Raw genomic sequence first — 14,485 nt, 5'->3', positions numbered from 1 at the left:
AATGAATCAAATCATTTCTTTTTTTAGACGGACATATACATTGCTGTTTTTTGTTTTTTTCATATTCTCGCTTGTGTTTATCTTTTTAATCTCCACGTTTTACAACATTTATTGGGATGGTATGATTAACAGCTACCATGAGCAAATGATTGAAAGTGACGGCTATAAATTGTTGGATGATATGAGGGAAAAGCAAATCGCAGGCGGTCCGTTAAAAGAGGAAGATGTCCAGTGGTTAAAGCGAAGGACCCGATTATATGGTGTATTAATGGAATACGTCGATAACGAAAATAAAGTATGGTTTGATACAATTTCAGAATATGCTGGCAAACTTACGGTTCAAACTCAAGTACCTTATGTGGTTCAAGGCTCGCTTCAAGGCCAAATTAAACTAGCACAGTTCGAAGCTTCAAGTGAGCTTAATCCAGCGATGGTTAATTTTCGGGAGACGTTAAAGGTACGCTCGAAAATGATATTTGTAACGATTATGCTGTTATCGACCATTATTAGCTTTCTGCTTGCAACCGTATTAACCAAGTATTTAATAAAGCTCGACCAATACGCTCAGTTGATTCGTCAAGGTAAATGGCACACAACGTTTCCGATAAAAGGCCCGGAGGAAATAAGGCGATTAGCAATTACGCTGAAAGAGCTTGCCATAGAACTGGATAAACAGGAAGAGCTGAGAAAAAATTTAATGGAAGATATGATGCATGAGCTGAGAACTCCAATTACATCAATTATGACGAGGCTAGAGGCGACGATTGATGGTGTGTATGAAGCGAACGATGAGCAGCTTGAGAAGATGTACAACGAGCTAGATCGTCTTTCGAGGCTGTTGCACGATATGCAGCGAGTTTCTGTAGCGCAGGGCGCGACGTTTGAAATGCGTGTCAAAAGAACGGACGTAGTAAAGCTTTGCCAAAATGTATACTTGGATTTCCGCATGTTAGCTAAGAAAGCGGAGGTCGATATGAGGTTTGAACCAACCTATACCCCTCACTATGCAGAGGTTGATCGTGATAAATTATCCCAAGTAGTGACCAACTTGTTATCCAACGCCATTAAATATACCCAACCTGGCGGCCGGATCGTCCTACAAGTTGAATGCACGCAGGATCAAACGATTATCAAATGTATGGATACTGGAATCGGGATTAGTGAAGAGGATTTACCATATATCTTTAATCGGTTATTTCGTGCTGATAAATCTCGATCTCGATTTACCGGTGGGGTTGGACTTGGTTTGACGATTGCGAAAGCCTTAGTAGAAGCACATAGGGGAGAGATCACTGTTAGCAGTGAGTATGGGAAAGGTTCGATATTTACCGTCATCATTCCTAGTACATATATGGCAATTCAAGAGCGGCATCGAACAACTGATTCCTAGATTAAGGAGTGATTTGGTTGAATGATTCGGTTCGATTAACGGTTAACAACGAGCTTAATTTCTGGCGTAATAATGAGCTGGTTGCTTCAGGTGTTCCGGTTCCATGGAATACTCAACTCGAGCATACAGATTCCATAGTCATCCACGATGAACAAGGAAAACCAGTACCTGCTCAGTTCCATCCGCTCGCATGGTGGCAGGACGGCAAAATGATAAAATGGCTATTCGTACAAATAAGATGCGATATTAGACCGAAGGAATCCAATACTTATGTGCTGAAATTTCATGCGAAGGAGCCGTTTCTTAACAATAATGACCGTAAAATAGCAGTACTGATTGATGAACAGATCGTTCTGGATACAGGACGAATGAGATGTAGCTTAGGGAGTGAACACTCTCTAATCGATCATATAGAATTGCTTACTAATGGACAATGGCGAAGGGTCGATCCCGAACGAGGCGGAAAACCAGAGATGGAGCTTCTGATGGTAAATGGAGAACGCTTTCACTGGGGGAGGCCGGAAATTAGGGAGATAGAGCAGAATGGACCAGAAAAAGCTGTAATTAAACTATCTGGCCCATATATACAAGTCGACAAGGGATATGAAAGTGATCTTACATACGAACTGCGTATTGAAGCTGCTCAAGGTCATTCGGACCTTAAGCTGACCCATAGATTGATCAATCATCGACAAGCGAATCAACTTGAGGAATTATCACTTCAGATTCAGGTGAACGAAGCGGATTATACTCTGGGAAATGGAAGTAACGTAGCAATTCATTATTCCAAGGATCAAATCGGAAATGGACGTTCGTATGGAGTTATTCAAGAATCGGAAGATGAGGCTCTGGTTGGTCATTTAAATGGTTCACATTTAAATACCTCTTATGGTCGTCATCCGTGGTGGTTGACGGCGGATGCTGGATCTACCTGCATAATGGCAACGGTTAAGCACTTCTCGCAAAGGTTTCCCAAAACACTCGAAGCAGGAGATACAAAATTAAAGGTTGGATTGTTGCCCGGACGCTCGTCCGTAAAAGATTCTTTTTTGCCAGCTAATCAGATACAGCGTCACTACTCGCTTAATGAGGGAGAATCACGTACACACGAGATTCTACTATCCTTCTCAGAAGTTAAGAAGGAAGAACAATCTTGGAATCAGAAAGCATTGGCCTTTCACAACCCTATGTATGTTATGGCGACATGGGATTGGTACTGCAGTTCAGGAGTGCTAGGGGATATGCTTCCCAAATCAGATCGATTCAAGCGATATGAGCAAGCTGTAGACGAATCACTAGCTATTCACCTAGATAGACGGGAATCGTTTCGCTTATATGGCGATCGGAATTTTGGTGACGACCAATACACACGGCCCGGTTCATGGAACAATGGGGAGTATGACTATGCCCATGTAGGAATGCTGCATTTCCTGCGTGGTGCTGGAGCTGCTTGGTTTGAATTGGTCGCGGCTCCCTATGCTAAACATATGATGGATATTGATGTTTGTCACTCCGGACCTTATATCGGGAAAGTACACCAACATACGGACTGGCATAATTCAGAGCCTGCAAAGCTAGGATCACATGCTTGGCTGCGCGGATTAATCACCTATTACTGTTTCACTGGAAATTTCTTCGCGAAGGATACTGCGCTCATGATCGCAAACACTTGGAGCGGAATGATTATGAGTGAAGAGAAGATCGAGGCGACAGAGCGAGGGATGACGTGGCCGGTGATATCCATGCTGGCGATGTATGATGTATTTCCTGAACAACGCTTTCTTCAAGCGGCTTCGAAGCTGATCGAGCAAGTGCTGGTCATGCAGGATCCGATAGAAGGACACTTTAACGGCTCAATGGATCGCCCAACGACAAAGGATAATTGGGGGACGTTCGTCATCGGTTCGCCAGTCATCGAATCATTAGTTATGTACTACCAGACGACTCAAGACATTCGTGCTAGAAAGGCCGTAGTCATTGCAGCACGTCGTCTAGCAAGATTAAATTGGCTGGAGGAGCTTGGAGCATGGGAGTATACGCATTCGATGTTAAAAGGCTCCGAACGAGTTCATAATGCCAAAACGGATAAAATGGTTACACCTGCAGTGCTTTATGGATACTTATATTCAGGAGATGATGAACTGCTGCAAAAAGCACTGCAAGCATTTGCTTATACCGAAAATATTGCTGCAAAAAATGGTAAGGACATGGGTCAAACATACTGCTTTGGAATTCGTATTCCTGCATTAATTCAAATGGCAAATAAAAAAGTATAGTTGAGCAAATAAGATGAAGTTTGCTGCAGTAAAGCACATTAAAAGACGTAGAAAGCACTACCATTTGTTTTTACAATTAAACTGATAATGTTCTTGTAAGTGCTCGATAGAACAGGTATTGCAAGCGTTATCAAAACAAATAATAGGAGGGTTATAGATGAAAAGGAAAGGTTTAATGTCACTCGTTCTTATTCTACTTCTCTCAACAATTTTAGCCGCTTGCAGTAGCGGATCGAACACAGAGACAAATTCAAGTTCTAACAATACGGGTCAGAACAACACTGGCAATACAGCAACGAAGAGTCCTTCAAATGACACGGGCACAGCAACTGAGGGGGAATCAAGCGACACGATTGATGAGCCTGTAACGCTTGCAATTACTAACTTAGGTGGGTCTTCCATAGAGCAGAACGAAGCTAACTTTGGGAAAGCGATTAGAGAAAAATTCCCCAATGTTACAATCGAGTGGAAAATGGTAGATAAAGAACGTAGAATCGAACACTTGATTCTTGATGGCGAAAATATCGACCTTTATTTGGTATCGATCGGAAACTTCTTTAACGTTGTTCCACAGAACGGTTTAAACTTTGATATGACAGAACTTGCAGAAAAATATAACGTTGATTTAAGCGGTGTTGATTCAGCGATGGTTGATCCGATGATCGCAAATTCTGGCGGCGAGCTTTGGTCCGTTCCGGTTTTCAACTCAGGCTTAGTCATTTATTACAATAAGGATATGTTTGATGAATTTGGTATTGATTATCCGGAAAGTGGTATGACTTGGGATGAAATATACGAATTATCGAAAAACTTCAACAAAACTAAAGATGGCAAAGATTATGTAGGTTTCGGGATCTCGAACCACCATCATACGAAATTAAACAACTTTGGTTTGCCTTATGTGGATCCAACTACAGAATTGTCAACGTACGATAACGAGCAGTGGAAATCTATTTTGAATGTATTTTCAAAGTTAGGTGAAGATCCGGGTTATCGTAACTTTATGAACCAAAAGGAAAAACCAGGCTTAGCGGATTCTCAAGATTTTTATGATGGCAAAGCAGCAATGCTTGGCACGATTGTTCATCACATCGGAAATGAAAACTTTAGAACAATGGACTTTGATTGGGACATGGTTTCCTATCCAACATTTGATGAACAGCCAGAAATCGGAAGTCAGGCTTATCCAACCTATTTTGGAATTCCACCGCAAGCCAAAGAGAAGGATGCGGCAATGCAAGTTATTAAATTCCTTATTTCTGACGAGTTCCAAATGCAAGCCTCTAAAGAGGGAAATATGCCGGTTGTTACCAATCCAGAGGTTCAAGCCGTATATGGCACTACTGAGTATGCGGATAAAAACGTAAGCGCAGTATTCCATAACAAATTTGCGCCTGTTATGCATAAAACACCTTATGATGGTGACGTAGAAAAAGCAGTTACGCAATATCTTAATGAAATAGCTCTAGGCAACATCGATATTAACACGGCATTGCGTCAGGCCAAGGAGCAAGGTGATCAAAAAATCGCCGAGAAAAAACTATAACTTACTACCAAACGGCTGTTCCAGAAATGGGACAGCTTTTTTCAAAAAAGCAGCCTAGAGTATGCTCTAATATCGCTGTCTCAGAAGGGGCCTGGGAGCGTGTAACATGCTCTTTCCGCAACTCCAAAAGTGAGGTCGAAGAATATGTTCATCGCTTATAATTTCACGAATACTCCGAAAGAAGGCTATGTAACCGTACTATATGATCAAGAAAGCGAAGCACCAAAGTATCAGCCCAACTGTGGCTATGGTTTTGTGGAGCAAGATATTCATCCTGGCATTACATTCCGAGTTGATGCACCTCCAGGAGCATACGAAATTATTGTAAAAACAACGATAGATGTATCCGATATTTTAGTTTCGATCTCCGGTATGCAAGCCGTTGAATTGCTGAAGGATGGATACTGGGATGCTGCGGGCAAGGTATCGAAACAAGCGATAGCCAAGACAGACGGAGATCTATGGACATATTGCTATGCGAATGGGATGAATTATATCGATATTGAAATTGAGCCTAAGCATTCGCATTTACACAAATCGATTGGTATGAAAGAGATCGTAATTAAACGGCTACAGCAAAAGGTGAGATCAGAGGAGCTGCTGCCGACAATTTACTTGCTGGGGGATTCAACAGTAAAGTCATATACATTCGACGAGGCTCCGATGAGCGGTTGGGGCCAAGTGATTGGCAATCTTTTTGACGAAAGTAAAGTAAAAGTCACGAATTACTCTATGGGTGGGCGTTCATACAGAAATGCTTATGCGGAAGGTCGACTGAATGACATTTTAATCTCGGGGGTTGTTGGTGATTATATCATGATTCAGTTCGGTCATAACGATGAGCGGGAGGATGAGCATGAGCGTTTCGGCAGAGGATCAACGGAAGAAATGTACGAGGCATACGTTAAAGACCTGTATATTCCAGCGGTTCGAGCGAGAGGAATGATTCCCATTCTAGTCACTCCGATGTCTAGAGTGAATGGTGCAGCTAGACCAGGGCACATTTATATGAATTCATTCAAAAATAGAAGATTTCCCGATATTCTAAAGCGTCTAGCAAGAGAGCTTCAAGTTCCAGTTATCGATCTTAATTCGGAAAGCGTTGCTTACTACAATGAAATCGGTGTAGAAGCAACAACCGCGATGTTCATGTCGATTGAAGCGGGGGAAACGCCTGGGAAAACGAATGATGGGAGCTACGCTAACGGACATCCAGCCAATAAGGTGGATGGAACACATTATAAGGAAGCGTTAGCCAAGCAATTCGCGCGAATGATTACTACTCAATTAGCAGATCTCGGGCGCACGGGCGATGCTACAGCTAGTGAACTGACTTCATATTTAAAGAATAACGTTAAGCATGCGATCGCTACGGGCGATTGGTCTATTGTGTATCCCGAAGTGACAAAGGACACGTCAGTGGGGAGATATTCTTACTATCGGAATCAGATTGAAAAGCTGCTGCAGCTCGGTGTAATGAGCAAGGATCAGCATGGTTGCTTTCATCCGGATCAATGCATGTCGACTCATGAATTTATAACAGCCCTGTGCACATTGCTAGAAATAGATCGAGAGGAATTGGCAGAGCTGCCTGAAGGTGATCTGAACAGGGAAGTGATGGCTTCTCTTCTATATGAAGCATACAATGCTAAGTTCACAGCTAAGCCGAGGTACATGACAGACTATAACGGAAATACGAATATACAAGCAGGTGTAAATTATGATCCGAATTTAGATACAGGAGCGCAAGGGATAGATTATGATCCGATATGGCCTTTTGAGAAGCTCACAGATATAGATCTATTGTCAGCTCCATTCAAGCACAAAGTAAAAGCTGCATATGAGCTCGGTCTCATCCGAGCGGAGGATGGGATTTTTCGCGGGAAGTACATGAATGGTACAGCGCTTGAGCCGCGAAAGTACGTAACAAGAGAGAAGGCGGCTAAAGCATTATATTTTATTTGGGTTCTTTCCCAGCCAGTAAAGAGTGAAAATCATATCAAGCTGTGAACATGAGGGTGGTGGTATATCGTGACGATTGAACATCAGAAAAATACTCATCAAAAGTTAAACAAACGATACGTTGAACACGTTAGACGATGGGCTGACATCATATTGGAGGTAGGAAAGGACCGTTATGGGAATGAACAGTCTCCATTGTTCACTGATGGCATTCATGTCAAAAACCTAGATCCGCTAACCTGGAAATCACAAGGGGAAAATTGGATATTATCTAATCTGGCAAGCCAGCAAAACTGGTTTCGAACATTGTACGGGCTAACAGAGCTGACTGGTGACAGTCGCTATGCTGAAGCCGCTCGTAAAGCGACAGCCTATGCTTTACAAAATATAAGATACGGCAAGCTTATGGCCTGGGGTGGGCATATGGCCTATAATTTGATCGATAAGAAGATCGTTCACGCTGCGGATAAGGGACCGCAACATGAATTGAAATGTCACTATCCATTTTACGAGTTAATGCTTGAGATCGATCCCAATGAAACGCTTGCGATGATCGAAGCCATGTGGGATAGTCACATCTCGGATTGGAACAATCTCGAATTCAACCGTCATGGCCAACCGAGAGTGCAGTATGCCGGTTACGGATCGGGTAAGGTTTGGGATCGGAATTATAGAGAAGATCCAGTTTTCTTTACCGGAAAAGGTCTTACTTTCATTAATGCCGGTAGTGATTTATACTATGCCGCTGCCTTCATCGGTTCAAAAATGGGCTTGGAGGCTCCAATTGTCTGGGCTGAGCGATTGGCAGCTCGCTATGCGGAAACCGCTAATCCGAAAACCGGGATGACAGGATATCAGTTCAGTATAAGCGTATTACCTGGTCAGCGTGGTGATCGGGCAATTGAACAATTCGGCGAGCAATTAGCAGATGATCGACCGATAGAAGCAACATTGTCTACCCCCTCACAAATCCAAACGATAGTCGGTAAAGCGGCATTATGTCGCATGGCTATCTTTGACATGCTGGGTGAACGTGGACGTACTTTTCTAGATTGGGCAATAGCTGATCAGCTTGCATATGGCCGTTGGGCTTACGAGGAGGCGGAGAACGAGTTTCATCCTATTCTAACTAATGGGAGAAGGTTGACCAACCTGGTCTTGGAGAAGGACGGATATTATGGCCGCCAAGGAAAAGAATTAAAAGCGATGAAAGCCAATGGATTTCTCTTCTGGGCATATGCTTCAGGTTACAGACGTTCAAATCATTCTGAATTGTGGCATATCGTTCGAAGCATGGCTGTTGGCCTCGGTCTTGGTGACATCAACGAAGCAGGTCAATGCTTATACTCTGATCGAATCAATAGCATTAACAGCTCTGATCCTTATATTTTGTTTGGGCTTCTAGAATTGGCAGAAATCTATCCTAATGGACCTTTCCTCACAATGGCACAGCGGATTGGCGACAACATTACAGCTGATCGATGGTATCATAGTTTTTTTATTCCTAGCGAACGCCATTTGTATGCGAAATTCGACACTATTGAGCCATTAGCTTTGTTGCATCTCGATGCAGCAATACGCGGCGAGCGAAACCGTATGCCGCGTTATTTTGGCGGCAGCTCCTTCTTTAGTGCAGCTTATGATGAAAGGGGTCATACTTCGGATTCGTACTTCTATTATTCGTGCGTTGATTAAAAATAGAACGTTTCTTTAATTGAAAAACGGAGTAAACATAAACGTTTGGAACGCCAAAGCTTCCAATAGAGCAAATTTTGCAAAAGGTAAGCCCCTAAAAGACAACGACTTGCTAAGAAGTTTCTTAGTAAGTCGTTTACAATATCATGTAAGCGCTTTACAGTGCATTTAAAGGAAAACAAGGAGGGTTTTAATGTTAAAAAAATGGCGAAAACGTTTTGTGCTAATGTTGGTTACCGTGATGCTTGCTACATCCCTACCAGTGACTAGCTTCGCAGCTGATGAAGACAATGATCGCCTTCTAGCTTTTCCGGGCGCAGAAGGCGGCGGTATGTACACAACAGGTGGTCGTGGCGGTGAGCTATATAAAGTGACGACACTAGCCGACTCTGGTCCTGGTTCCTTACGTGATGCAGTCAGTGAAAGTAACCGAATCATCGTATTTAATGTGGGTGGTGTAATCGATTTGGAGTCTCCACTTAAAATTTCTGGCTCCAACTTAACGATTGCCGGTCAAACGGCACCTGGTGACGGAATTACGATTGCTGGTTATCCAACTACTCTTGAAGGCGACAACATCATTATGCGTTATTTGCGTTTTCGTTTAGGTGATCATTATCCTAGTGAGGCCGATGCATTCGGCGGACGTTATATGAAGGATATTATCATCGACCATAGCTCCTTTAGTTGGTCTGTTGATGAAGTGCTGAGTATATATGGTGTAGAAAACTTGACGATTCAATGGTCGATCATTTCTGAAGCGATGCATATGAGTCAGCATGTAAAGGGTAAGCACGGCTACGGTGGTATATGGGGAGGTAAGAATACTAGCTTCCATCATAATCTTATTGCACATAATTCAAGCCGAAACCCAGCACTAGACAGTACAGCTGGTAACAGTCATGACTTTAGAAATAACGTCGTGTATAACTGGGGACATTTCTCCGCCTATGGCGGTATAGGAGCGAATAATAATTTAATTGAAAATTATTATAAACCCGGGCCTGAAACGCAAAACATTCGCTTTATGAATGCTGAAACGAATGGAAGCTATTATATCGCTAGAAATGTGATGGAAGGCTATCCTCATATGACAGCCGACAACTGGGAAGGGGTACACAAATATCCAGATTATATTCAATTGAACAGTCCGGTCTCTTTTGATCATAATCCAATTACGACGCAATCTGCTGAAGAAGCATATGCAGCTGTATTAGCTGGATCAGGCGCAATATTGCCACGGAGGGATTCGATCGATTCCCGGATCATCAATGAGGTTCAGAATAGATTAGGTATTCACATTAATTCGCAAAATGAGGTAGGGGGAGGCTCACAATTTGAAGTCGTGTATTCGGATTTAGTTGATACGGATGGTGATGGAATACCGGATGAGTGGGAGCTTGCTCATGGCTTAGATCCGGAAAATCCGCAAGATGCAATGCAATATGCTCCGAGCGGGTATCAGTATATTGAAGCGTATATCCATTCCATTGTCGAAGAGGCCGATCCGCTTGTTGGTCTATCCAATCCTGAGGTAGCGGTTGTAGCTCCAGTTAATAATTATATGATGACTACAGGGGCGGATGTATCGATCGAAGCATCAGCACTCGCCAAAAACGATGCGTCCATTGCAAAAGTGGAGTTCTATGCCAACGGTGATAAAATCGGAGAAGCTCAATCCGCTCCATATGAAATCGTTTGGAAAAATGTTCCTGATGGTACGCATTATATCGTGGCCAAAGCGATGGATGATCAAGGCTATAAAACGGATTCGTCTACCGTTTTTGTTCATGCCAATACGATAAATGATATTCATCCGTGGAATTCAGCAGACATTGGTAATGTGCGCATCCCAGGTCATACTCAATTGGGTGAGCAAGCTGATCAAGTCATTGTAAAGGCTGCCGGAGATATTGGCGGCACTGAAGATGCTTTTCATTACGCGTACCAGCAAAGCACTGGCAATATGGAAGTAATCGCTAAGATCGAGCATATTACTCCGACAGACAGCGAAGCTGAAGCAGGAATCATGTTCCGTGAACGATTGGATGCTGATTCTCCATTCGTTGCACTGATGGTACCTTACATTAGAACAGGATTGAAAGGAGTTACACTAAGCAGGTCAGTCGAGGGCGGCTCTGTTTCCAAGATTGAACCGAATCAACAATTTTTGCTGCCGTACTGGGTGAAGCTCGTACGGCTAGGCGATCAATTTACATCATTAGTGTCTCAGGATGGGAATGATTGGACAATCGTTGGAGCTGTAAATGTACCTCTTACACAGGATGTGTATATTGGATTAGCAGCGGACTCTTCTAGAGTGAGGAGTGAAGTTGAACGATACAATAAATCCGTATTCTCTAACGTATCTATAACGTCTTTATCTGAAGACTATCCGACACCGCCACAGCAAGTGCAAGCGGAAGCTGGTGAGAAATTAGTCAAGCTAACGTGGGAGGAGGTTGAGGACGCTGCGACTTACAATGTAAAGGTGAGCAACAAGCCGAACGGGCCTTATACGTTGTTAGCCAGCGATTTAACAGAGACGACCTTCACTCATTCGGATTTAATCGTTGGAATGACTTATTACTATGTCGTATCCTCTGTCAATCAATATGGAGAGAGCTTTGATTCAATTGAAGTGAATGCTATTCCGGCAGGTCAGCCAGAAACCATCTATTACATTCAACACGATTATGAGAATATGGAACTTGGCTCTACACCGACCGAGTATAAGATTACACCGAATCCACAGGATGATGATCATACGGTAACGATCGAAGCTGTTCCGGCAGATTCCACCAGGAATAACTCAACAAAAGCGCTGAAGGTGTATGATAATGCGGCTGGCAGCACGTTCTTCGAGCTGCAGTTTCCAAAGCAATTAGCGACATTTGTATTGGAATTTAACTATATGTCACCTTCACAGCCTGGAACAAGTGCAATCGTTCATATGAAAGATAATGGGGCAACAAGAACACCGATTATGATCGAGATCCGTAAACCACAGGTTCCTGAAGCTGAAGATCAGTACACACTTGTTTATAAAAATAAAGCGAATCAAGATGTGAAGCTAACCGATCCTTTAGAAAACAACCGCTGGTACAATTTCAAAATTGTTACGAACGTTGCAGCAAATCAAATGGATATTTACTTGGACCATGAGCTTATTGCTCAACAGGTTGAATTAAAAGATGATATGAGAACGCTAGGACTTGGCTATGTAATGATGGGCCGCACACCTGGTGGAGGTAAAGGAACGATGTATTTTGACAACTTTAAAATTTACGTCGAACCGATCGAAGCGCCCAAAGGATTACGTGCTACAGCTGGCAATAACAAGGTACAGCTCGATTGGAATGTAGCGAGTGGAGCATTAACCTATCATGTTAAGCGGAGTACTACAAGCGGCGGACCGTACGTGACAATAGCAGAGCATGTAACAGAAACGTTGTTCATTGATTCAGATGTCATCAATGATACAACCTATTATTACATCGTAACTGCAGTTGGTGAACAAGGTGAAAGCGGGCATTCGAACGAAGCGTCTGTAACGCCGATCGAACTGCCTGATACACCGCCAGCACCAACGGGAGTGCAAGGCTTTTCGCGTAATTCGCAAGCAGAGCTTGCGTGGGATGAGATAGAGAATGCTACTCATTATACGATTTATCGTCGAGTGCAAGAACAAGATTATGAGGTGATTCGTGATCAATATAAGCTTACCTCGTATCGGGATGGTGGATTAATGAATGATCGAGCTTACGAATATGTCATTACAGCTAGTAATATCGGTGGAGAAAGTGCATTATCGGACAGCATAGTGATCACACCGATTGGTACATTACAAACACCTAAGCTTAGCTTAACGGCAGAAGATCAGCAAATCGTGTTGAACTGGACTGGCGATGAAGGGGCTGGCTTTACGATCCAACGAGCAAAGGATATTGTTGGACCTTATATGGTACTTGCAGACAATGTAAATGCGTTCACTTATACGGATAACACAGTAGAGAACGGTGTTCCATACTACTACATCGTTACCGCAAAACGAGGAGATCAACAAAGCCTGAATAGCCAGGTGACAGCAATCCGCGCGAAAGCGAATGACGGCAAACCCGATGCGCCAAGTTACGTTAAAGCTATTAATTTCCCACATGCTGTCCAATTGACCTGGGATGATGTAGCAGGTGCTGATGAATATCATGTTTATCGACGTTTAGCTGGAGAGGAAAACTTCGAGCGAATCGCTGAACACATACAAGGTCTGACCTACTTGGATCAAGAACTACCGGTTGGTATTACGTATGAATACACGGTAGCTGCAGTGAATAGTAATGGTGTAGGCTTTGGCTCACCGATAGCTGAAGTATTAACGCAACAAGTAATCACAGTAGCTCACAACGGTACAGGGGATTATGAGACTGTACAGGCAGCAATTGACTCGATTCAGAGCAATAATGTTGAGCCGATTACAATTTTGATTCAACCTGGAGAGTATCGTGAGAAGATCGATATCTATCGCAAGCATAACATTAGTATAATTGGCTTAGGAGCAACACCAGAGGATACGGTGCTTGTTTACGATAACCATGCAAAAACGTTGGACGAAAACGGCAAGGAAATCGGCACGAATGCGAGCTTCAGCATGAGAGCAGAGGCTAATGACTTTACTGCAGAAAATTTATCGATCATTAACGATGCAGGCAAGGATGCCGGGCAAGCGGTTGCGTTAGCCGCTAGGGGCGACCGTCAAGTGTACCGTAACGTTCGCATCATTGGATGGCAGGATACGTTGCTAGCGGAAGGGCCAGGGAATCGCCAATACTATGTTGATAGCTATATCGATGGTCATGTCGATTATATCTTCGGTTCAGCGAACGCGGTATTTGAAAACAGTATGATCCATAGCAAAGCCGGCGGCTATATAACAGCTGCATCCACACAGGAAGGAACGCACGGCTACGTTTTTGTTGACAGCAGACTTACTGCAGATCCAGGTTTAACTGGTATGGTTGATCTAGGCAGACCATGGAGACCTTTCGCGAACGTTGTATACATCGATACATGGATGGATGACCATATTATGCAGGCAGGCTGGAACAACTGGGGCAATTCTGATAACGAGCTTACTGCTCGCTATGGGGAATATAACAGCACAGGGCCAGGGGCGAAGGTGCAATCACGTCATGTCTGGACGACGCAGTTAACAGAGGATGAAGCCCAGCTGTATAGCGTGAAATCCATGTTAAATGGTTCAGATGGTTGGGACCCGAGACGGTTGCCAGTTCTACCCTTGGCAGATGAAGACGAAGAAACAAATGTTCCTTCATTGGAAGAGTTAATCTCACTTGTAGCGCATTTCGCACAAATCGGAGAGATCAATAATGGGGGTATTGCGAACAGCTTGACTAAGAAGCTTGAAAATGATAGCCTTAACAGCTTTATTAATCAAGTTCGGGCACAGCGAGGCAAGCACATTTCCATCGCTGCTGCAGATGCATTGCTTGAATATGCGCTTAAGATAAGTCAAATGGAATAATATAATGCGCCAAAAGACGATCCCGATTCTGTCAGGGGTCGTCTTTTTTCCATATCGAAAAGTTTAAGTTAGCT

General features: G+C 43.3%; 6 protein-coding genes. All 6 read left to right on the top strand.

The annotated features are described in order from the left end of the window. Position 1: 1 nt before the first annotated feature. On the top strand, positions 2 to 1,390 hold the full coding sequence (locus NSQ99_RS16905; RefSeq protein ID WP_340837980.1) for a sensor histidine kinase: 1,389 nt from the start codon (positions 2 to 4) through the stop codon (positions 1,388 to 1,390). A 17-nt stretch (positions 1,391 to 1,407) separates the two neighbouring features. Next, positions 1,408 to 3,666 carry an exo-rhamnogalacturonan lyase family protein gene (locus NSQ99_RS16900; protein WP_340837979.1) on the top strand — a complete coding sequence of 753 codons (2,259 nt, stop codon included), beginning with the start codon at positions 1,408 to 1,410 and terminating at the stop codon, positions 3,664 to 3,666. Between the two features lie 157 nt (positions 3,667 to 3,823). Further along, a complete protein-coding gene (locus NSQ99_RS16895; RefSeq protein ID WP_340837978.1) occupies positions 3,824 to 5,212 on the top strand; it encodes an ABC transporter substrate-binding protein in 1,389 nt (462 codons plus the stop codon). A 129-nt stretch (positions 5,213 to 5,341) separates the two neighbouring features. Then, the gene (locus tag NSQ99_RS16890; RefSeq protein ID WP_340837976.1) at positions 5,342 to 7,222 is read left to right on the top strand and encodes a GDSL-type esterase/lipase family protein; all 1,881 of its coding nucleotides are present in this window, start codon (positions 5,342 to 5,344) and stop codon (positions 7,220 to 7,222) included. 21 nt (positions 7,223 to 7,243) lie between these two features. Beyond that, on the top strand, positions 7,244 to 8,869 hold the full coding sequence (locus NSQ99_RS16885) for a hypothetical protein (RefSeq protein WP_340837975.1): 1,626 nt from the start codon (positions 7,244 to 7,246) through the stop codon (positions 8,867 to 8,869). 193 nt (positions 8,870 to 9,062) lie between these two features. Continuing rightward, positions 9,063 to 14,411: a pectinesterase family protein gene (locus NSQ99_RS16880; RefSeq protein WP_340837973.1), complete on the top strand. Its 5,349-nt coding sequence runs from the start codon at positions 9,063 to 9,065 to the stop codon at positions 14,409 to 14,411. Positions 14,412 to 14,485 lie beyond the last annotated feature (74 nt).

Source organism: Paenibacillus sp. FSL W7-1287 (assembly GCF_038004245.1).
Taxonomy (GTDB): Bacteria; Bacillota; Bacilli; order Paenibacillales; family Paenibacillaceae; genus Pristimantibacillus; species Pristimantibacillus camelliae.
Note: the sequence above shows the minus strand (reverse complement) of the source record. Positions and strands in the feature narration are given on the sequence as shown.